Raw genomic sequence first — 21,609 nt, forward strand, 5'->3', positions numbered from 1 at the left:
CCGCTGCGCTGAGTTTGGTGAGCGGAGGCCAGCCCTCAAACCGATGACAGCGCCAAATCTCCGGTGTTGCGCCGCACGCAGAACTTGCCACCTTGCTTGCCGCTGTACATGGCGGCGTCTGCCAGCTTGAGCAGCCCCGCGGCGTCCTGGCTGTCGTTGGGGGCAATGGCGTAGCCAATGGTCAGGCCGACCTGAACCTGGATGCTCCCCAGCGAAAACGGCGCGTGGAAGGCGTCCAGCAGCTTCAGGCCCAGGTCGTGCGCCTGCACCGGGTTTTGCAGCTGGCCGGTCATCACCACAAATTCATCGCCGCCCAGGCGGGCGATCACGTCGGTCTGGCGCAGGTGGCCTTGCAGCCGCTTGGTCACGGCCACCAGCAGTTCGTCGCCCACATCGTGGCCGTGTTGGTCGTTCACGGGTTTGAAGCCGTCCAGGTCCATCATGTAGACGGCCAGCAGGCTCTCCGGCCCCACGCGCGACAAGGCCGATGACAGGGCAATCTGCAGCCCGCGCCGGTTGGGCAAGCCCGTGAGGGGGTCGGTGTGGGCCAGCGAGTGCATGGCGTCCAGCTCTTGGCTGAAGTGCAGGGCCTTGGTATGCAATGCCTTGGTGCGCAGGCCCAGTACCCGCATGAACAGCAGCATGTCGATGGTGGCCGAGATCTGGAAGGAGTGCAGGCTCCAGAAGTTGACGGGGATGCCGCCATTGATCACACCGATGATGGCGGCCGAGCCCAGCCCGTAGATGAACCACGCCACCAGCAGCGTGGTGCCCACGCTGTCGCCACTGCGGGCGCGGCGCCATGCGCCGGGGATGCTCATCATCGCGGGCAGTGGCCCCATCACGCTCACGATGATGGACAAGCCCTTGAGCGTGATGAAGTCCAGCGCATACACCACCGCCAATGCCACCGTGAAGACGGCGCCGCAGCGCATGGTGCGCAAAAAGCGGCTCTGTGGGTTATGCCCCGCCAATGCCTGGCTCATGAACAAGAAGCTGCCGGTGATGGCCATGAGCGATGCCAGTCCCACGGCGTGGCCGGTCAGCCACGGGCTGTGGCCCCACAGGTACTGTTGCCCCACCCCAAAAAAATGCAGCGAGTACAGCAGGCTGCCGGTGGTGAGCAAGGCGTATTGGATGAACAAGGGCTCGCGCAGGCTGAACCATTGGGCCAGGCTGTAAAAAATCAGGCACACCGCCAGGCCCGTCAGCACGCCTTGCAGCATTTGCTCATTCACGGTGCGGCTGAGCATGGCCGATGGTGTGTTGAGGGTGATGGGCAGGATCATGGCGCCGCGCGTTTGCACCCGCAGCAGCAACTCGTAGCGCTGGCCTGGTTGCAGGTGCAGGCTTTGCGCGGGGGTGCGGCCTTGCAGGGGGCGCTCGGCGCGCGGGATGTCGGTGCCCAGCACGCTGCGCTGGAGCACCTGGCCGTCCTGCAGCAGCAACACGTCAATGCGGTTGAGGTCTGGGTGGTTGATGTCCAGAATCCAGCGTCCCTCCGACGCCGGATCAACCTGCATGGGAATCAGCAGCCACACCGCATCGCTGCGCACGCCCAGTGTGGCGCTCTTGTTGGGGCTGTTGAATTGGTCGCGCTGTTGCAGCACGGTCTCGGCGCTTTGGCCACCTGTCGGGTCTATCAGCAGCCTCACTGCGGGCCAGGCTTCAACGCTGCCTTGGGCATCGTGCAGCTCCAGGGGCTGGGCTGCATGGGCGGTGCCCATGCCCAGCCACCCCAGCCATACGACCAGCAGCCACGCGCTGGCAACGCACCACGGCCCCCAGGGGGCGGGAGGCGTGCTGCGGCGCCAGGCCATCGGCCGAGTGAGGAGCGCAGAGGGGGCTTTCACGCGCACAGTATAGAAAGCGAGCGGCTTTGCGGGCTCTTGTGTCAGGCATTGGCCGGGGATACGGTCCTGCGGCCCAGCTTCCAGCACCCAGGGGTGGTCAGGCGGTCTTCGAGCCGATTGAGCCAGCCCGGGGCGCGGGGGTCATCGCTCCAGCGGGCCATGGCGTCGTCCATCTGGCCGAGCAACTGGTCGGGCAACTGCAGGGGGCGCGTCTGGCCCATGAGCACGCGGCTCATGAAGTGGTAGCCCAGCACCCGCGTCAGCGCCCGCACGATAGAGAACTCCGGCAACACCACGCGCACGGTGGCATCGATCACGCGGGCGGTCATCAGCACGCCCCAGAACACGGCGCGCGAGAGCCAGGGCACAGGCTGCTGCTGCAGAGCGAGGTCTTGCGCCGTCTGGGGGCCGCACAGGTAGCGGGTCATCAGCGGAGGGAAGGGCTTGGCCAGCTTCCAGGGGATGGCGTGGGCCATGGTTTGCATCAACGCCGTGCCCAGGGCAGGGCGGGGGTCTGGTGCCACCGGGCGTGCGCGGCCGCGCGTCTGCATTTGCTCCATCAGCGATTCGCCCTGGTGCATGTTGTGCACCATCAGGGCCGAGTCGATGCCCAGCACATGGCCCACCACGTTCCAGGCGTGCAGGTAGGCCTCTTCATCGGCCGGGGGCAGGCCAATGCCCAGGCGGCGCATGCTGCGCAAGAACACGTAGCCAAAGGTGAGCAGGGTGTAGGCCAGCTCTTCCTGGTTGCAGGGGGCGCCTTGCTCCAGCAGGTTCCAGCCCCGGGCATACAGCGCCTGGTGCATGGTGGGTGGGGCGGCTGCTGCCAGCGGCAGCGCGGGCAGCAGGCCATCGCCGCGAATGCGGTGGCGGGCGTCCTGCGGGTTGCCCCGCAAAATCAGGTTGCGGATGGTGGCGTGGATCAGCCGCACCTTGAGCACCTGGGCAATGCCCGTGCCCCCAGGCTGCGTGAGCCCGCCGTGCAGCATGACCGGGAAAATCATCGCTGCGGTGGAGCGGATGCGGTGCTCGGTGTGCTGCTCCAGCTGGCCTGCGGTGTGCAGCACGCTGGAGAGGTCGGGGATCACATAGCACTCGGGCAGGCTGGCGCAGAACAGCAAGATGCACGACAGCGCGCCATGCTCCATGAACAGTTGCTCGGCCCGCTCGATCTTGCGGTGGTCTGCCCAGCTCGGCAGCACCTGGCCTGCAGCCACATAGTCTTGCAGTGCCTGGGCCAGGGCGGGGGCAATGCCTTCCCCCTCGGGCCGCCATTGGTGCAGCGCAGCGTTGCTGCTCCACTGCGCAAACAAGCGGTTGACGGTGCCAATGGCCTGCCACTGGCTGGCATCGGGGGCGGGCATGCCTGCGGGCCAGGGGCCCAGAATGCGGGCGATGGTGTCGTCGGCCAGTGGGTCGGTGTCCAACTGCATGGCGTTCAGCTCGGCCTCGTTGGCGGCGCGCAGGCGCGGGTTCATGCGGGGGCTCCTTGGTGGGCGGGTGTCCAGCGTTGCAGGCCTGCCAGTGCGCACAGCAGCGGGATGCCCATGGCAAAGGGGGCGATGGCGCGGGTCTCTGGCGGGTCGCCCAGCGCCATCTGGAACACCATGCCGGTGCCGTAGATGGCCAGGGGCACCAGCGCATCGCGGCGCTTGAACCCACTGGTGGGCACCAGCGGAACGTGCCGGGTGGCCAGGCGGAATGCGCTGACGATGCAAAAACTCACGAACACCCAGCCCACAAAGCCCTGCAGCGTCTCGCCAAACCAGTGGCCGTCGGTTTTTTCCATCGTCCAGGCGCCCACCACGCGGATCAGGTAGGGGTCTGCGCCCAGGTCAAACGCCGTGACCACCAGGGCGGCGATGAGGGACATCAGCCCTGCCTGGCCTAGGCTGGGGGCGCGGTAGACCGGGGTTTGCCAGACGATCAGGTTGGCGATGACGTAGCCCGCGTAGGTGAGCGAAAACCACATCAGCGGAATGACCACGGGCACATCGCCCAGCTGCAGCCCCAGCACCTGGGTGTAGTGGTAGCTGCCAAAAAACCAGCCGCGCGAGGCTCCCATCTGCTCGGCAAACCAGCCCAGGCACACAGCGATCAGCACAAAGCGCAACGCCGCCTTGCCGCCCAGCAGGTGGATAGCGCTGGCCCAGCAACTGGCAAACATCAGCACCGAAGCCACCATGATGGCCACCGTGGTGCTGTTGTGGCTGCCCACGGCCGTGGCTACCAAAAAGCCGGCAAAGAGCAGGTAAACCAACGCAGAAAGACGCGCAGCGGAGATTGGCATGGCTGTGTATCACACTGTAACAATTGAGCAGTGTAGGGGAAAGCCAGCCAAAACCCCTCACGTTTTTTGTGCAACCGGGTTTGGGTATTTCACAAATCGGTAACGATACGGCGGTGTTGCCCCGCCCGCCGACCGGCGCCGTGATCAGCGCTGCGGGTGTGCGGCGGCGCCCACGGCTTGCAGGTTCAGCACCGATGCCTCGATGGCAGCGGCCGTGGCCAGGGGCTGTTCCATGGGAAAGAGGTGGCTGCCGTCCAGCATCATGGTGCGGCCCTGGGTCACGCGCTGGGTCATGGCCATGCCCACCTGGCGCATTTCTTCCGAGTCGCGCCCGCCGATGAATGCGGCGGGGCACTGCAGCGGGTAGCTGCTCAGCAGGCGGCCCAGGTTGTGGGGCAGGGTGTTGTAGATGGCGGTCTCCACCGCCCGGTCAAACCCCAGCACGCGCTTGCCCGCGTGGTCTTGCAGGCCGTGCGCAATGTAGTCCTGCAGCACCTCGGGGTGCCATTGGGCAAAGGCCTTCTTTTTGCGAAAGTGCTCCAGCGCCTCTTCGTTGCTGGCCCAGCTTTCACGGCGGCGGCTGCTCACCTTGCCGGGCGAGATGGAGCCCACCACCTGCGTGCTTTTGGCCACACCCAGCGCATTGGCGCGCCAGCCGCCAATCAGGGGCGAGTCGATCAGCACCACGCCGCGCACCAGAGTGGGGTGGCGGGCGGCGGCCATCACGCTCAAAAAGCCGCCCAGTGAATGCCCCACCAGGTACACCGGCCCCCCAATGCGCTGCACCTGCGTCTGGGCAAAGTCGGCCAGCTGCTGGACCAGGTGGGGCCAGTTGTTGCTGACCGGGTACTGCGGCTCGTGGCCAAAGCGCTCCACGGCGCTCACGTCCATGTTCCGCTCGCGCAGGTGCTTGAACAGCAGCCGGTAGGTGCCGGCTGGAAAGCTGTTGGCGTGCGAGAAAACGATGGGCAGCGGAGGCTGGGTGGGTGTGCGTGGCATGGTGGGGCTGGGCTCAGCGCAGGTTCTCAGATCAGCTTGTCCTGCGGTGTGGTGATTTTGCGCAGCGGCTTGGCGCGCGTGGTGTTGGTCAGGATGGGCGCCTGGGTGCTGCCGCCGTTCCAGGCCGGGTCTTCAATGCTGTCGAACACCTCGCGCAGCTTTTGGCCCCAGCTGTTGTGCAGCATGCGGAAGTAGGGGTTGTTCTCGTCAATGCACACCACCTTGTCGGTGGCGAAGCGATCGGCCTCGTACACCACCAAGTCCAGCGGCAGGCCCACCGAGAGGTTGGATTTGAGCGTGCTGTCCATGGACACCAGAGCGCACTTGGCGGCCTCGTCCAGCGGGGTGTCGGGTGTGAGCACGCGGTCGAGCACGGGCTTGCCGTATTTCGATTCGCCCACCTGGAAGTAGGGCGTCTCCGAAGTCGCTTCGATGAAGTTGCCTGCGGAGTAGACCTGGAACAGGCGCATTCCCTCGCCCTTGATCTGGCCGCCAAACACCAGCGATACGTTGAAATCGACGCCCGAGCGCTTGAGGGCTGCGCCATCGCGGTCATGCACATGGCGCACGGCGGCGCCCAGCACGCGGGCGGCGTCGAACATGCTCTTGGCGTTCCAGATGGTGATGCCTTCGGCGTCGTCGCGGTCCTTGATCTGTGTGGTTTGCAGAATTTCGCGCACCGACTGCGAGATGCTCAGGTTACCCGCCGACAGCAGCACCATGAACCGGTCACCCGTCTTCTCGTAGATCATCATCTTGCGAAAGGAGCTGATCTGGTCCAGGCCCGCATTGGTGCGGGAGTCGGACAGGAACACCAGCCCGGCATTGAGTTTGATGGCGACGCAATACGTCATGGAAGAAGTGGGGTCGTTGTAAGAGAGGAACCCGTGAGTTTAGTCCGGCGTGGGAAGGCACCCTTGGGCAGAGTGCGGGCCAGTAATTGCGTGTGCCGTAGCTGGTGTCCTGTATTGATAGCAACCAACGCTTGGTGGACAAGCGCTGGAGGCCATTTTTACCTGGTTAGCTACTTGCCTCAGATACCCCGGCATCCATTCGGGCTGAGCCCGTCGAAGCCAGGGCTTGCTGCGTGCGTGCAAGGCTTCGACAGGCTCAGCCCGAACGGGTGGGGAAGAGAAGGCGTCTGAGGCAAGTCGCTAATCAGGCATTTTTACTAAAGAATTGGCAGGTCCCAACCTTTTGCGTTCACCCGAAGTTCCGGCGACAGCCAAAGCAACTGCCGCCCCGGGGGTAAAGGGCTATTGCTTACGGGCCAGGCAGTATGTGCCCGTCGCTCCTATCATCCGCCGCTTCACTTGGAGGGGCCTTGCCGTGTTGAACCCACTGATTTTGTCTGGAACCCGCCGCGCCTGCGCGCTGGCCTTGGTGGCATTGCTGGCGGCTTGTGGCGGGGGCAGCGCGCAAGACCCCGGCGATGGCGGCAACCCTCCGGAGCCACCTCCCGCACCGGCGCGTTCCGGCCAGCTTGAATCCACCGCCTTGCTTGGCACCGTGCCGGCCGCTGATATCGCTGCAGCGCTGGCCGCCAAGGAGTCGCTGGCCCAGGACGTGGTGCCGCGCTACAGCGTCACTTCTTACCGGATCGAGTACCTCACCACCGATGCCGACGGCAAAGAGGTGCGCGCCTCGGGGCTGGTCAGCGTGCCGCAAAAGCCAGCGGGTGCCAAAAGCCCGGTGCTCAGCTACCAGCATGGCACCCTCTTTCGCGATGCCGAGGCGCCCAGCAACAACGCGGTGGCGTCCGAGGTGGCGGTGGTGCTCGCATCGCTGGGCTATATCGTGCTGGCGCCCGACTACGTGGGCTTTGGCGCTTCCAAGGGCACGCCCCACCCCTACCTGCTGGCGGCGCCGTCCGCAGCCGCCACGGTGGATTTTCTGACCGCCACCCGCACCTGGCGCGGCCAGGCCAACGTGGCGGACAACGGGCAGCTCTTTCTGACCGGCTACTCCGAAGGCGGCTACGTCACCATGGCCACACACCGCGCGCTGCAAGCAAGCGCCTCGCCCCACCTGCAACAACTGCGCATGGTGGTGCCGGGCGCAGGGCCTTACAACGTGCAGACCACCATGGATGGCCTGGTGGACCTGGTGCGGCAAGAACAGCCGGTGATTGGCGCGCTCATCAACCCGGGCTTCCTGCGCTACCTGGGCGGCAGCGTGCAGCGTGAGGTGCGCCGGCTGCTGCTGCGCGCGCTGATCCCGGACGATGCGGACGTGGTCTACGACACCCGGTTTATCGACCGCTTTCTGGCCGACGATGTGCGCTATCTCGAAGAAGTCAGCAGCGTCTACGACTACAAACCGAACGTACCTGTGCGCCTGTACCACGGCCGCGATGACCGCACCGTGCCCTACGCCAGCTCGGTCAGCACGTTGCGCGCCATGCACAGCCGTGGCGCTGGCGATCTGGTCAGCCTGACTGAATGCCGCGCACAACCGGTGGCCGGGCACCTGCCCTGTGTGCCGCCGTTCATCACCTTCATGCTGGGGCAGCTGGCGCCGGTGGCGCAGGATTTGTAAATCCAGTCACCGCTCTGGTCAAACCTCCCAGAACGCCTCGATCAGTTCACCCTGCGCGTCCAGCAGCCACCACTCGATCACCACATCCCGCTGGCCCACACCCAGAATGCCCAGCACCCCGCGTGGTGCCGACAGGCGGGGGCAGCGCCACAGCTGGTCGCCGGGCTGGGCCATAGCCAGCACCTGGGTGCGGATGGAGTGCGGCACCTCGGGGCTGTGAACATCCACCAGCCGGTCCTCGCCGTCTCCCACTTCCTCGGGTATCGCAGGGATGGGGTGCACGTCAGGCTCCTTCAGATGTGCTGCGTTGCAGGTTCAGCGCCAGGAGGCGGCGCAGGATTTCATCATCGGGCATGTTCGCCGTGTAGTCGGCCCAGCCGTAGGCCGCTGCCACGGCTGCGTCCAGTTGCGCGTGCGCAGCGGCCAGCCAGGCGGGCCGCAGGTTATAGAGGTTGGTCAGCGTGCGTTTGGCCAGCTCTTTTTCGAACCCCGGCTTGGGCACGATGCGGTTGGGGTAGGGCGATGCGCTCAGACCCAGCGGCACCACCTCGGGCACGGTGTGCGTCCACTCGGGCGGGTTCAGCCAGGCTTGGCGCAGGGTGTTCAGGCGCCGGGCGGCTTGGGCAATGGCCATGGCGGCGGGTCGCAGTGCTATTGATGTGATAGCTGCTTGCGCTTGATGGACGGGCGCTGGAGCCTTATTTTGCTCTGAATGCTCGGCGGGCAAGGCCAGAGGCAAAGTGTCGGGCAGGTCGGCCGGGATGAGCGCGCCGCCCTCCAGTGCTTCGGTGCGCTGGTGTGCGGTGTCTGCCGGGGTGAGGCCTGCGGGGAAGGGGAAGGTTTCGAAACAGGTGGTGGGGGTGTAGCGGGGCCGGTCTTCCAGCGAGGTGCCCATGCGCAGCGCCCAGAGTTCGTGGAAGCGGCTGTGCAGGATGCCGAAGGTGGTGTCGTCGGCGCGGGCGATGCTGACGACAGCACTATCGGGAAGAACCGCGGACGAAAACCACGCAAAAACTCTGTGCTTGGCTACACGCGGGGTGATGATTTGGCGGGTAATTGCTTCAAGCGAAGCCTTGAGTGCGGGGCGCGGGTCACCATGGCACCACCAATGCAAACGATGCCAGTCACGACGTAAATTGTCTCGTGTCGGTTTTACGTATTGCTTGACGTGCCCAAACGGTATTTCAAAAAGACTCGCATCGTTTTCGCTCATCTTGTCAAAGTCGATTACCCAAGTGTGTTCATCTCTTCGAACGACACTCAAGCCATTGGCCCACGGGCGCAGGATTTCGGCGTTGGAGCGGCCATGCGGGTTGGGTAGTTGCAGCCAGTCAGCGGCGGTGTCGTGGTCGATGTCAAAGGGGCCGTTCTTCTGAGTGCCAATGAAGGACGTATTTGCGTTGGTGCGCAACCGCTGGGCTCGTGTCAGGTCGCTGGTCTGGGTGTCAGCGTGGGGCGTTAGGTCGGCTGCTATGGTGTTAACTGCAACACCATCAAGGCACGTTGCCTGATGTGCGTGCCCAAAGGCCACCAGCGACACATGCACTGCCGCGCCATCGTTCACCCATGGCTCGTTGCTCCAAGCCTCGAAGATGCGCATTTGTGCGCAGATGGCATCAAGCACCCTGCGGTTGGCGCCACCGCGAATGGAGTTGGTGGTGACCAGCCCTGCACGCTCCAACTGACCCGCCGCCATCTGCGCTCGGGCCTTGTCGAACCAGTAGCACACCAGGTCGGCGCCGCCGGGCACGCGGCCTTCGTAGGTTTTACGCAGCAGGGTGGTGTACTCCTCACCCAACTCGCGGATCATTTTGCGGTCGCCCAGAAACGGCGGGTTGCCGATGACCACATCGGCGCGCGGCCAAGCTGCCTCTGGCATTGCGTGCGATGCACCGGATTGGTGCGGGGGGGGGTGAAGATATTGACCAACAGCGCATCGCGGCACTCAATGTGCTCCAGCGTGTCGAGCACGGGGTTGGTCTTGAACTCGTAGCCGTGCGCCAGGCGCCATTGCAGTTCGCCAATCCACACGGTCACGCGGGCCAGTTCGGCGGCGTATTCGTTCAGCTCGATGCCCAGCACGTTGTGCGGCCCGGTCACCAGGTCGGCCTCGCGGTCCAGGCCCAGTTCGGCGGCCTGCAGGTGGCTGTGGTGTTCCACATCCTTTAGGCACTTGAGCGCGAGGTACAGAAAGTTGCCGCTGCCGCAGGCCGGGTCAAGGGCGCGGTAGTTTTTCAGCTCATCGAGCCAGGTGATGAACAGCGCGTGGGCTGCGCGGTAGTGCCTGTCACCTTTTTTGGCGATTTTGGCCGCCAGCGCTTGTATCTGCTGCGCTATAAGCTCCCATTTTTGTAGCAATGGGCGGCGGATGACAGGGTCGATCAGGCGCTCGATGGTGGCCGGGTCGGTGTAGTGCGCGCCCAGTTGGCTGCGTTTGGCGGGGTCGAGCCCACGCTCAAACAGCGTGCCGAAGATGGAGACGTCGATGGCGCTCCAGTTCAGGTCGGCGGCACGGCGCAGCTCGGTCAGGTCGGGCGCGGAGAGGGGCGGCACGGCAATGGTCTGAAACAGCCCTCCGTTGAACCACGGAATGTCGTCCACGCCATACAGGCCACCGCTTTGCATGGTGCCAAAAAGCTGCGTGAGGCCCTGCGTCAGCCGTTCGGGCGTGGCTTGTTTGTTGTTCACCAGACGCTCGAACATGCGACCAGGCAGCAGGCCCACGTCTTCCGCAAAAAAGCAGAACAGGCACTGCGTGAGAAAGTGCGCCACTTGGTTGGCGCGCTGTTGCTGGCTGGCGATGCTTTCACCGGGCGTGGCGCCGCGCTGGCGCAAACCTTCTGCCAGGGCGGCAAAGCTTTGGGCTGCGGCTTCGGTGATGTCGCGGTTGGTTTGCTGGGGTTTGAAGCTCTCGGGCGCGGTCCATATGCGGCGCAGCAGGGCCAGGTTGGCTGGCTGGTCCATCTCAGCAATGCGCACCTCGTGCGTGGCACTGGGGTGGCCGGTGAACTGGGTGTGTATGCGAATCGTGAGCCGGTCAGACACCACCAGAATGGGCGGGTTGGAGAGCGCCAGGCTGTAGGTGAGCAGCTGCTTGAGCGCGGTGTCGAGGTTTTTGCCCGGAGCCTTGTTCTCCCACGCAAACACGCCGCGCATGAAAACGTCGGCATAACCCGTCTTGCCGCCGATGACGGTACTCTTTTCTTCAAACCGGTAGCCCTCGGAACTGCCGGGCTTGGGCACACCAAGCAGTTCGCACAGGTCCAGAAAGTGGCTTTGCGCGCCTTGCTCTTCGTTAAGTGCATAGGCCGGGCCGGGCACGCCACCGGGCGCGCCCCATTTGGCGATGAAGTCTTGAGGGGTCATGGAATAGGGTGGTGAGTCCGCTGAGGTGCAGGTGGGACGGGAAGGCTGCAAAGTTGCCTCAAGCCCCCGCCATTTTCTTGAGCTGGTACAGCGCATCCAGCGCCTCGCGCGGGCTCAGCGCATCGGGGTTGATGCCTGCCAGCGCAGCTTCCAGCGGGCTGGCGCCCGCGCTCTCAGGCACCTCGGGCGCAGCGAACAGGTCCACCTGCAATTCATCTTCGCCCGCCCGCTCTTCCAGCGCCGCCAGCGCATGCCTTGCGTGGTGCAGCACGGGCGAGGGCATGCCCGCCAGCTTGGCCACCTGGATGCCGTAGCTGCGGCTGGCTGGCCCGGGCTGGATTTCGTGCAGGAAGACGATGTCGCTGCCCGCCTCGGCCGCGCTCACGTGCATGTTGACGGCGTGCCGCGCCTTGGTGGGCAGCTCCGTCAATTCAAAGTAGTGCGTGGCAAACAGCGTGAAGGCGCGGGTCTTGTCGTGCAGGTGTGTGGCAATGCCGCTGGCCAGGGCCAGGCCGTCAAAGGTGCTGGTGCCCCGGCCAATTTCGTCCATCAGCACCAGGCTGTGGGGCGTGGCGGCGTGCAATATCTGCGCGGCTTCGGTCATCTCCAGCATGAAGGTGGACTGCGCGTTGGCCAGGTCGTCCGCCGCGCCAATGCGGGTGTGGATGGCGTCGATAGGGCCAATGCGGCAGCTGGTGGCGGGCACGTGGCTGCCCATGCAGGCCAGCAGCGTGATCAGTGCCACCTGCCGCATGTAGGTCGACTTACCGCCCATGTTGGGGCCGGTGATGATCTGCATGCGGGTGTTGGCGGTCAGCCGCGTGTGGTTGGCGATGAAGCTGGCGTTGGATGTCTCGGCCAGCCGTGCCTCCACCACCGGGTGGCGACCGCCTTCGATGTCGATGCAGGGCTCGGGCGCAAACTGGGGCGCGCACCAGTTCAGCGTGAGCGAGCGCTCGGCCAGCGTGCACAGCACATCGAGCGCAGCCAGGGCCTGCGCCAGTTGCGTGAGGGCGGGCACATGGGGCTGCAACTGGTCCAGGATCTGCTCGTACAGCCATTTCTCGCGGGCCAGGGCCCGCTCGTTGGCCGACAGCGCCTTGTCTTCAAACGCCTTGAGTTCGGGCGTGATGAAGCGCTCTGCATTCTTCAGCGTCTGGCGGCGGCGGTAGTCGTCGGGCACGCGGTCCAGGTAGCTGCCCGTCACTTCAATATAGAAGCCATGCACCTTGTTGAACTGTACGCGCAGGTTGGGGATGCCGGTGCGTGCCTTCTCGCGGGTTTCCAGCTCCAGCAAAAAGCTATCGCAGTTGGTCTGGATGGCGCGCAGCTCGTCCAGCTCGGTGTCGAAGCCGCCAGCGATTACGCCGCCGTCGCGCACCAGGGCGGCGGGCTCCTCGGCAATGGCGCGGCGCAGCAGGTCGGTGCAGCCCTCTGGCGGCTGCAGGTGGCTGAAAATTTGAGCCAAATAAGCCTCTGGCGCTTGTGCATTAAGCGCTAGCAGCTCTGATTTTTGTAGCGTTTTGCCCAGGCCCACCAGTTCGCGGGGGCGCACCTGGCGCAGCGCAATGCGGGCGGTGATGCGTTCCACATCGCTCACGCCCTTGAGCTCGCTGCGCAGTTGCACCCAGGGGCCTGACCCTCCACCCGCGCCCCCGGCGCCGCGCAGTGCGGTGGTGGCCGAGAGGCGGCGGCGGGCCTCGGTGCGCTCGCGCTGGGGCTCCAGCAGCCAGGTTTTGAGCAGGCGGCTGCCCATGCCTGTCATGCAGGTATCGAGCAGCGAGAACAGGGTGGGGGCGTCATCGCCGCGCAGGGTTTTGACCAGCTCCAGGTTGCGCCGCGTGGTGGCAGGCAGGTCGATGAGGTCGTCGCCCCGCTGCACCTGCACGGCGTGCACGTGCGTGAGCTGGCGGCCCTGGGTGTGTTCGGCGTACTGCAGCAGCCCGGCGGCGGCAGCATGGGCCTCGCCCAGTTCGTGCGCGCCCCAGGCCTGCAGGCTGGCCGCGCCCAGGTGCTCCAGCAGCTTGCGCTCGCCCAGGGCGCTGTCAAATTGCCAGTCGGGCCGCAGGCTCATGGGGCAGGTGAAGACGCCGCCCTGGCGCATCACCTGCAGTTGCTGTTCAAAGCGCTCGGTCACGCCCGCGCTGTAGATCACTTCGCTCGGGGCCACACGGCCCAGCCAGTGGGCCAGCTCGTCCTGGGTGCATTCGGCCAAGTGCACGCGGCCTTGCGTCACGCTCAGCCACGCCAGGCCGCAGCGCGCACGCGGGCCCTGGTGCACGGCCAGCAGCATGGATTCGGTTTTGTCGGACAGCAGCTCGGTGTCTGTCAGCGTGCCGGGGGTGACCACGCGCACCACCTTGCGCTCTACCGGGCCCTTGGCGGCACCCACTTCACCCACCTGCTCGGCAATGGCGACCGATTCACCCATCTTGATGAGGCGGGCCAGGTAGTTTTCAAGCGCGTGAAAGGGCACCCCCGCCATCACCACCGGCTGCCCGCCCGACTGGCCGCGCTGGGTCAGTGTGATGTCGAGCAGACGGGCCGCCTTCTCGGCGTCTTGCCAAAACACCTCGTAAAAGTCGCCCATGCGGTAGAACAGCAGGGTGTCCGGGTACGCGGCTTTGAGGCCGAGGTACTGCTGCATCATGGGGGTGTGGTGTTCTAGCGTCTCGGACATGCGTGCTAAAAGTGGCTGAAAGGGGCGGTTTGGCAGGGGGCTGCGGCAATGAGGCGTGGACTGTAGCAGGGTACAGAAGGGGGCGAGCTTGAGAAATCTCTGCCGCTTTGTTTCGATTTGCTGTTACCTTTTGACATACTGTCATCATTGCGGCGGCTATCGTCACCCACCGCCAGGTTCGGCCCTTCATTTTTCAGAGACTCCAGAGCGATCGTGATTTCTTCCGAACTGCTGACAGATCTTCTCTACCCAGAGGGCGACAGCCTGATGGGCCCCCAGGCGCATGGGCGGCTGCAAGCGCTGCTCGATGTGGTGCCTGTGGCGCTGCTGGAGTTTCGCCTGGAGGAAGACCACCTCTACCTGTGGGCGGCCAACGCCGCGGCCCGCCGCATGCCCGGCCTGGGCGCGGTGCGCGAGGAAGGCGTGGTGGCCGAGGTCGTTTTTGATTTGCTCGCCAGCACCTCGCTGGTGGACCAGCTGTGCGCCGTGGCGCGCCTGGGCGTGCCGCTGGACTGCCGCCAGGTGGTGCGCGAGGGCACGCGGGTGCAGCTGGCGTGGGACTTGTCGGCCCGGCGCGTGGCCGACCATTGCATTGTGGTGAGCGTGCGCGACGCCTCTGAGGCCGAAAACCTGCGCGTGGCCCTGGCGAGCGCCGAGGCGGCCCTGGAGGATGCCCGCCGTGATCTGCACGAGCAGACCGAGGTCTTCAACACCATGGAAAGCCTGGCCCATGCAGGCCACTGGCGCCGCATCGAGGACCCGGGCGAGACGGTGCTGCTGTGGTCCCCCGGCCTGTGTGACATTGCCGGGTTTGAGCGCCAGGAGTGGCTCAGCACCGAGCGGGCGGTCAGTGGCATTCCTGCAGAAGACCGCCTGATTTACGACAAGGCCTGCCGACTGGGCGATGGCTCGGACATGGAATACCGCTGGCAGCGCCCCGATGGCGAGGTGCGCTGGATGCGTTCGCGCGTGCGGCATTCGCTGTCGCGCGATGGCATGTCGGTGCAAATGGGGGTGGTGCAGGATGTGACGGATGAGCACCGTGCCGCCGAGCAACTGCGCGAGCAACTGCTCTTCATCCAGCGCATTGCCAGCCGCATCCCGGGGTTCATCTACCAGTACCGGCTGCATGCCGATGGCTCCACGGCCAGCGTGCAGTACATCAGCGATGCCGTGCGCCAGTTTCTGGGTGTCACCCCCAGCGATGTGGCGCGGGACCATGGCCTGCTGCTCAAGCATGTGGTGCCTGAGGATGCGCCACAGCTGCGCCGCTCGGCCCTGGTGTCGGTGCGCCGCATGGTGCCCTGGCAGTGCGAATACCGCGTCAACATGCCCGAGGGCGATGTGCGCTGGCACATGACCAGCGCCGTACCCCACAAGGAGCCTGATGGCACGGTGCTGTCGCATGGCTTCACCATGGACATCACAGACCGCAAGAGAGCAGAGCAAGAGATAGAGCGCCTGGCGTTCTACGACGCCCTGACAGGCCTGCCCAACCGGCGCCTGCTGCTGGACCGGCTGCAACGCTCCATCGCCGCAGGCCAGCGCACCAAAGCCCAAGGCGCGCTGCTGTTCATCGACCTGGATAACTTCAAAGACTTGAACGACACCCTGGGCCACGACATGGGCGACCAGCTTTTGTCGCAAGTGGCCGCCCGATTGGTGGGCAGCGTGCGCGAAGCCGACACCGTCTCACGCTTCGGGGGCGACGAATTCGTCGTCATGCTGGAAAACCTCAGCGCCGACCTGCACGAAGCCGCCACCCAGGCAGAAATCGTCGCCGACAAACTCCTGGCCAGCCTGAACGAACCCTTCGCGCTGGACGGAGGCCAACACTACAGCACCCCCAGCATCGGCATCACCCTGTACGGAGAACAACGCCTGACGGTCGACGAACTGCTCAAACGCGCAGACCTGGCCATGTACCAGGCCAAAGCCGCAGGACGCAACACCCAACGCTTCTTTGACCCCGACATGCAAGCGGCGGTGAACGCCCGCTCCAACCTGGAAGCCGACCTGCGCCAAGGCCTGGCACGGGGCGAACTCATGGTGCACTACCAACCCGTGGTGGACCACGACGGCAAACTCGTGGGGGCAGAAGCCCTGGCACGCTGGCGCCACCCCCAGCGCGGCATGATCAGCCCGGCAGACTTCATCCCCCTGGCAGAGCAAACCGGCCTCATCCTGCCGCTGGGGCAAACCGTACTGCACACCGCCTGCAGCCAACTGGCCGCCTGGGCGCAAAACCCGGCCACAGCGCACCTGACCCTGTCCGTGAACGTCAGCGCCCGGCAATTCAGACAAGCAGGCTTCGTGGCCCAAGTGCTGGGTACCCTGAAAGACTGCCAGGCCGACCCGCACCGACTCAAACTCGAACTCACGGAAAGCCTGCTGCTGGGAGACATCGAAGACACGATAGAGCGCATGGAGCAACTCAAGAAAGAAGGGGTGGGCTTTGCGCTGGACGACTTTGGCACGGGGTACTCGAGCTTGAGCTACCTCAAGCGGCTGCCGCTGGACCAGGTGAAGATAGACCAGAGCTTTGTGAGGGACGTGCTGAGCGACCCGAACGACGCGGCGATTGTGAGGACGATCCTGGCGCTGGCCAAGAGCCTGGACCTGGAGGTGGTGGCCGAGGGGGTGGAGACGGCGGGGCAGCTGGGGTTTTTGAGGCTGCACGGGTGCGAGGGGTTCCAGGGGTATCTGTTTGGCAGGCCTGTGCCTGTTGAAGAGATGGATGCGTTTTTGTACCCGCACCAGTAGCGCCGTGGTGGCGAGCGCGTGAGGCGGCAGCGCCACTTGGCGCAAGCGGGGTGCTACGGGCGCGCTGGCAGGGCCCATTCAGCGGCGAAATATCTCAATCGATAGCGCGTGGGTGCGTTCAGTCTTTAGGGAGTGAGTGATGCGCGATAAGTCATTTGGGTCAGACCGTGGGGTGCGCAGCCGGGGTGCTGCGTTGTGCTGGGCATGAAGCGGGCAGGTGGCGGCGTGGGGGTGTTTGTGGACAAGGTTTTGGACCGCAACGCCCGGGGTCTCAGGGGTTTGGCCGTGGTGGCCGTGGCCGCGTTGCTGGCGGCCTGGCTTACGGTGGATCTGTTTGCCTACTGGCGTGGGGTAGACCGCAGCGAAGACCGCCAGGAAAAACTGCAGCAGGCTGCCGATTTGCTCAACACGCAGGCCATGGGCTCGGGCATGTTGGGGGCCGTGTCGCTGCTGGGACTGAGCGAGCCTTTGCTCAAGGACATGGCCCGGGGCGTGCTTGCGCCAGACTATCCACCAGCTCTCGCCCGCCTGAGCGTGGCCCGCGAGCGGTTTTTGGTGCACGGGGTGTATGTGATGTCCGCCGATGGCACGGTGGTGGCCCATGAGACCGCCGGGCCACGCTCCACCGGCATCAACCTGGCCTACCGCCCGTACTTCCAGCAAGCCATCCAGGGTGGGGTGAGCGTGTACCCGGCCATTGGCTCCAACACGCAAGAGCGTGGTCTGTATTACGCCGCCCCGCTGTACGAGATGGACTCGCCCTCGGGCTCCATCATCGGCGTGGTGATGTTCAAGGTGGGTTTTGAGTCGTTTGACAGCCTGCTGGCGCGCATCGGCATGCCCGCTTTGCTGCTGTCGCCGCAGGGCGTGGCGTTTTCGTCCACGCGACCCGAGTGGCTGTTTGCCGTGGCGCCACCCCTCACGCAGGCCCGCATCGACAGCATCCGCGCGTCGCGGCAGTTTGGGCGGCATTTTGACAAGGGTGTGGCCTCGGCGTTGCCCTTCAGCCCCGAGGCAACGCAGGTTGTGCTCAACGGGGTGCCCCATGCCATAGGGCACCGCAGCATCGATCTACACGACCCGGGTGGGCAGTGGCAACTGGTGCTGCTGGACGATGTGAGTGCTTTGATGCCCTGGTCGCAGCGCTTGCAGGTGGGGGCCGTGGCGTTTGTGCTGTTTGCGCTGCTGGGCTGGCTGCTGCTGGATTTGCTGCGCAGCCGCGCGCAGGTGGCGGCTGCGCTGGAGCGCTTCAGGGTGCTGGGGGCCGCGCTGGAGAGCAGCCCGGTGGCGGTGGTGATCACCGATGGCGATGGGCGCATTGAATGGGTCAACCCCCAGTACGAGCGCAACACCGGCTACACGCTGGAGGAGGTGCGAGGGGGCAAGCCGTCGATCGTGGCCAGCGGCCAGACGCCCGCCGCAACCTACCAGTCCATGTGGGCCACGTTGCTCTCGGGGCAGTCCTGGCAAGGCAATTTTGTCAACCAGCGCCGGGACGGCAGCATCTACCACGACGAGGCGACCTTGTCGCCCGTGTTCGATGCGCGGGGCAAGCGCATTGCGATCGTGGGCCTGCACGAAGAGGTGTCGGAGCGCATGCGCTCGCAGGCCGAGTTGCAGCGCCGCGAGCGCCTGCTCAATGAGCTGCTGGAGCAGCAAACCGCCATTTTTGACAATGCCCCGCCCATCGTGCTGATTTGCGATGGGCAGCTGCGCCAGTTCAACCCCGCGTTTGTGGCCCTCATGGGCGAAACCTCGTCGCAGCTGCTGGGTCGCTATGCGGCGTTTTTGTTTGGTGGCGATGCGCCCTATGAGGCCTTCCGTGCCAAGGGTATGCCGGGGCTGGAGCCCGATGAGGCGGTGCGTGAGACGGCCTTGTTGTACCGGCCCGATGGCAGCAGCTTCCATGCGCGGCTGTCGGGGCGTAGGCTGCAGATGGAGGGGTTTGCCAATGCCTCGCTGTGGGTGATCGAGGACGTGACCGAGGCGCGCCAGGCCGAGGTGGCGCTGCGCGAAATCCATGAGCGGCTGGAGCTGGCGCAGGAGGCTGGCAAGATCGGTGTCTTTGACGTGGACTTGGTCAGTGGCCGCATCCTGTGGTCTTCCAAGCTGGCGGTAATGATGGGCTTTGCCCCCGACTCGCAGCCCCAGTCGCGCGAGGATTGGCTGGCCTGCCTGCACCCGCAGGACCGTGACCGCGCCCGCGAATACTTCGATGCCAGCATCCATGGCACGCAAGACCATTTGCGTGACTCCTGGCGCATCGTGCGGCCCGACGGGGAGGTGCGCTGGTTCCTGGAGGCCGCCCGCATCTTCCGCGATGACCAGGGGCGCGCCGTGCGCGTGGTGGGCGTGAATGTCGATATCCACGACCAAAAGCAGTTGGAGGCCCAGGTGGCTGCGCAGCTGGACTTCCAGCAGGCGTTGATCGACGCCATCCCCGTGCCCTTGTTCTACAAAGGGGCCGATGGCCGCTACATCGGCTTCAACCGCGCCTATGAGCAGGCGTTTGGTGTGCAGCGCGCCGAATTCATCGGCAAAACCGTTTACGACCTGGGCTTTTTGCCCGATGAGTTGCGCTCGCAGTTTGACCAGGATGCTGCGCAGGCCTTGGACGGCGTGCGGGCGGTGCACAAAGAGGTGGACCTGCCTTATGCCGATGGCCAGATGCACCACACCCTGTTCTGGCTGCACGGCTTTTTGAGACCGGACGGGTCTGCGGGCGGTGCGATCGGGACGTTTGTCGACATCACCGAGCGCAAGCTGGCAGAGCAAAGCCTGCTGCGCGCCAAAGACCTGGCCGAGGAGTCGACGGCGCTCAAGTCCAATTTTCTGGCCAACATGAGCCATGAAATCCGCACCCCGATGAACGCCATCATCGGCATGTCGCACCTGGCACTCAAATCGGGCCTGAACCCGCGCCAGCACGACTATGTGAGCAAGATCCAGCAGGCCGGCCAACACCTGCTGGGGGTCATCAACGACATCCTGGATTTTTCAAAGATCGAGGCGGGCAAGCTGTCGGTGGAAAAGCAGCCCTTTGTGCTCGATCGCCTGCTCGAGAGCGTGGCCGATGTGGTGGGCTACAAGGCGGGCGTCAAGGGCCTGGAGTTGGTGTGCGATGTGGCCAGCGATGTGCCGCCCAATCTGGTGGGGGATGCGTTGAGATTGGGGCAGATCCTCATCAATTACGCCAACAACGCCATCAAGTTCACCGACAAGGGCGAGATCAGCATTGTGGTGCGCTTGCTGGAGCAAAGTGCCCAGCGCGTCATGCTCAGATTTGAGGTGCGCGACACCGGCATCGGGCTGACGCCGGAGCAGATTGCGCGCCTGTTCCAGAGCTTTCAGCAGGCCGACACCTCCACCACGCGCCGCTACGGCGGCACGGGGCTGGGGCTGGCCATCTGCAAGAGCCTGGCGGAGCTGATGGGGGGCGAGGTGGGGGTGCGCAGCGAGTTTGGGCGGGGTTCCACCTTCTGGATCACGCTGCCGCTGGAGCGGGGTGCGCCTGCACGGGTGCTGCAGCCCCCGGCCGACCTGCGCGGGCGGCGCGTGCTGGTGGTGGACGACAACCACACTGCGGCCACCGTGCTGTCTGACATGTTGATGGCCATGGGCTTTGAGGTGGACCAGGTGTACTCGGGCCTGGAGGCCTTGCAGACGCTGCGCGAATCCATGGACAAGCAGCGCCCCTATGGCCTGCTGCTGCTGGACTGGCACATGCCGGGCATGGACGGTGTTGAGCTGGCCAGGCACATCCGCAGCCTGGGCATGCCCCAGGTGCCGCAGATGCTCATGGTCACGGCCTATGGCCGCGAGGATGTGATGCGTGCAGCACGCGCCGAGGGCATCGAGACGGTGTTGATCAAGCCCGTCAATGCTTCGCTGTTGTTTGACACCTTGATGCAGCCCCTGGACGGCGCAAGCCACCTGCGCGTACCTGCCGTGGCACCGGCGGTGGAGGTGTTGCCCCTGGCTGTGCGCGGCGCCCGCGTGCTGCTGGTGGAGGACAACGAACTCAACCAGATTGTTGCTGTGGAGTTGCTGCGCGACGCGGGCTTTGTGGTGGATGTGGCGGACAACGGCAAGATGGCCTTGGACCAACTGGAGCAAGCCAGCTACGACGCCGTGCTGATGGACATGCAGATGCCCGTGATGGACGGGGAAACCGCCACCCGGCAACTGCGCCAGGACCCGCGTTACCGTGATCTGCCCATCATCGCCATGACGGCCAACGCCATGGAGTCCGACCGGCAACGTTGCTTTGCTGCGGGCATGAACGATCATGTGGCCAAACCCATTGAGCCAGCCGCGCTGTGGGCCGCGCTGTCGCGCTGGATCCGTCCGCGCCCCGGCCTTGGGGCGCAGGCTGTGCCGGCGCCCGCGCTGTCGCAGCCCCTGGTGGTGCCTGCCGCGCCGGTGCCCCGCCTGGTGGGGTGGCCGCCGGTGGTGCTGGGGCTCAACACCACCCTGGGGTTGCAGCGCGCCCTGGGCAAGCCTGCGCTGTATGCCGACATGCTGACCCGCTTTGTGCAGGCGCAGTCGTCGGTGGTGTCTCAGATCGATGCGGCCATTGCGGGCGACGACCGTGCGCTGGCCGAACGGCTGGCGCACACGCTGCGCTCGGTGGCGGCCAACATCGGGGCGCAGGAAGCCTCAGAGCACGCGCATGCGTTGGAGCAGGCTCTGCGCAACCCGCTGGTGGACCGTTCGACCCCCCAGTTGATTCCGCTGCTGGGTGCGCTGGCGGCGTCCATGGAGCCGTTGGTGGCAGGCTTGCAAGCATGGGTGCGGCAGTCTGAGCTGGCGCAGGTCTCGCCCGTGCCTGTGGCGCCAGTGCCTACCCCAGAGGTGGCCGTGGCCTCGCCCGAAGACGCCTTGGCGCAGTTGCGTCAACTGCTGGAGCGCGATGACCCGGCGGCCACCGAGTTTTTGCAACACAATGCAACTATGCTTCAAGCCGTGCTGGGCGAAAGCTTTGCGGTGGTGCAGACGCAGGTTCGCAACTTTGATTTCGAACTGGCCCTGGAGCAGATGCCCGAGCGGCGGGAGGGTGATCCCCAGGATCGCCCCATTGGTGGCCAGGATCTCTGAACGGTGTACTTCGCAGGAATGCC

12 protein-coding genes are annotated in these 21,609 nt (G+C 65.2%); 3 read left to right on the plus strand and 9 right to left on the minus strand.

The window, feature by feature from the left end; genetic code table 11:
* Window positions 1–35 precede the first annotated feature (35 nt).
* From CLU88_RS01270 to CLU88_RS01290, 5 genes are all read right to left on the minus strand, one after another.
* Window positions 36–1,820 carry a diguanylate cyclase gene (locus CLU88_RS01270; protein ID WP_099655043.1) on the minus strand — a complete coding sequence of 595 codons (1,785 nt, stop codon included), beginning with the start codon at window positions 1,818–1,820 and terminating at the stop codon, window positions 36–38.
* Between the two features lie 74 nt (window positions 1,821–1,894).
* Window positions 1,895–3,331 (minus strand): oxygenase MpaB family protein, encoded by a 1,437-nt coding sequence (locus CLU88_RS01275; protein WP_099655044.1) that lies wholly within the window; start codon window positions 3,329–3,331, stop codon window positions 1,895–1,897.
* The gene (locus CLU88_RS01280) at window positions 3,328–4,143 is read right to left on the minus strand and encodes a carotenoid biosynthesis protein (protein WP_099655045.1); all 816 of its coding nucleotides are present in this window, start codon (window positions 4,141–4,143) and stop codon (window positions 3,328–3,330) included. The genes CLU88_RS01275 and CLU88_RS01280 overlap by 4 nt, the downstream gene beginning before the upstream one ends.
* Before the next feature lie 144 nt (window positions 4,144–4,287).
* The gene (locus CLU88_RS01285; RefSeq protein WP_099655046.1) at window positions 4,288–5,142 is read right to left on the minus strand and encodes an alpha/beta fold hydrolase; all 855 of its coding nucleotides are present in this window, start codon (window positions 5,140–5,142) and stop codon (window positions 4,288–4,290) included.
* Window positions 5,143–5,168: 26 nt separating this feature from the next.
* On the minus strand, window positions 5,169–5,996 hold the full coding sequence (locus tag CLU88_RS01290) for a proteasome-type protease (protein WP_099655047.1): 828 nt from the start codon (window positions 5,994–5,996) through the stop codon (window positions 5,169–5,171).
* Window positions 5,997–6,471: 475 nt separating this feature from the next.
* On the opposite strand from CLU88_RS01290, the gene CLU88_RS01295 reads away from it, so the two are divergent.
* Window positions 6,472–7,680 (plus strand): S9 family peptidase, encoded by a 1,209-nt coding sequence (locus CLU88_RS01295; protein WP_233205338.1) that lies wholly within the window; start codon window positions 6,472–6,474, stop codon window positions 7,678–7,680.
* A gap of 18 nt (window positions 7,681–7,698) precedes the next feature.
* Here the strand turns inward: CLU88_RS01295 and CLU88_RS01300 are convergent, their stop codons facing one another.
* Genes CLU88_RS01300 through mutS form a run of 4 tightly spaced genes read right to left on the minus strand, consistent with a single transcriptional unit; the run spans window position 7,699 to window position 13,726 of the window.
* Window positions 7,699–7,962 carry a hypothetical protein gene (locus CLU88_RS01300; RefSeq protein ID WP_099655049.1) on the minus strand — a complete coding sequence of 88 codons (264 nt, stop codon included), beginning with the start codon at window positions 7,960–7,962 and terminating at the stop codon, window positions 7,699–7,701.
* Between the two features lies 1 nt (window position 7,963).
* Window positions 7,964–9,559 (minus strand): DNA methyltransferase, encoded by a 1,596-nt coding sequence (locus CLU88_RS23040; protein WP_233205339.1) that lies wholly within the window; start codon window positions 9,557–9,559, stop codon window positions 7,964–7,966.
* Complete coding sequence (locus CLU88_RS01310) at window positions 9,487–11,046, minus strand: DNA methyltransferase (RefSeq protein ID WP_099655050.1); 1,560 nt, start codon at window positions 11,044–11,046, stop codon at window positions 9,487–9,489. Before CLU88_RS01310 ends, CLU88_RS23040 begins: the two co-directional genes overlap by 73 nt.
* Window positions 11,047–11,104: 58 nt before the next feature.
* Window positions 11,105–13,726 (minus strand): DNA mismatch repair protein MutS, encoded by a 2,622-nt coding sequence (mutS, locus tag CLU88_RS01315; protein WP_099655051.1) that lies wholly within the window; start codon window positions 13,724–13,726, stop codon window positions 11,105–11,107.
* Window positions 13,727–13,993: 267 nt separating this feature from the next.
* On the opposite strand from mutS, the gene CLU88_RS01320 reads away from it, so the two are divergent.
* Together CLU88_RS01320 and CLU88_RS01325 are read left to right on the plus strand one after the other, a co-directional pair.
* Window positions 13,994–16,489: a bifunctional diguanylate cyclase/phosphodiesterase gene (locus CLU88_RS01320; protein WP_099658553.1), complete on the plus strand. Its 2,496-nt coding sequence runs from the start codon at window positions 13,994–13,996 to the stop codon at window positions 16,487–16,489.
* Between the two features lie 204 nt (window positions 16,490–16,693).
* On the plus strand, window positions 16,694–21,586 hold the full coding sequence (locus CLU88_RS01325; RefSeq protein WP_099655052.1) for a PAS domain S-box protein: 4,893 nt from the start codon (window positions 16,694–16,696) through the stop codon (window positions 21,584–21,586).
* Window positions 21,587–21,609 lie beyond the last annotated feature (23 nt).

The organism is Acidovorax sp. 56, from assembly GCF_002749705.1.
GTDB lineage: Bacteria > Pseudomonadota > Gammaproteobacteria > Burkholderiales > Burkholderiaceae_C > Acidovorax.

Coding starts and splice junctions, on each gene's coding strand:
- CLU88_RS01270 (WP_099655043.1), bottom strand. CDS start 1,820: ATGGCCTGGCGCCGCAGCACGCCTCCCGCCCCCTGGGGGCCGTGGTGC.
- CLU88_RS01275 (WP_099655044.1), bottom strand. CDS start 3,331: ATGAACCCGCGCCTGCGCGCCGCCAACGAGGCCGAGCTGAACGCCATG.
- CLU88_RS01280 (WP_099655045.1), bottom strand. CDS start 4,143: ATGCCAATCTCCGCTGCGCGTCTTTCTGCGTTGGTTTACCTGCTCTTT.
- CLU88_RS01285 (WP_099655046.1), bottom strand. CDS start 5,142: ATGCCACGCACACCCACCCAGCCTCCGCTGCCCATCGTTTTCTCGCAC.
- CLU88_RS01290 (WP_099655047.1), bottom strand. CDS start 5,996: ATGACGTATTGCGTCGCCATCAAACTCAATGCCGGGCTGGTGTTCCTG.
- CLU88_RS23040 (WP_233205339.1), bottom strand. CDS start 9,559: ATGCCAGAGGCAGCTTGGCCGCGCGCCGATGTGGTCATCGGCAACCCG.
- CLU88_RS01310 (WP_099655050.1), bottom strand. CDS start 11,046: ATGACCCCTCAAGACTTCATCGCCAAATGGGGCGCGCCCGGTGGCGTG.
- mutS (WP_099655051.1), bottom strand. CDS start 13,726: ATGTCCGAGACGCTAGAACACCACACCCCCATGATGCAGCAGTACCTC.
- CLU88_RS01320 (WP_099658553.1), top strand. CDS start 13,994: ATGGGCCCCCAGGCGCATGGGCGGCTGCAAGCGCTGCTCGATGTGGTG.
- CLU88_RS01325 (WP_099655052.1), top strand. CDS start 16,694: ATGAAGCGGGCAGGTGGCGGCGTGGGGGTGTTTGTGGACAAGGTTTTG.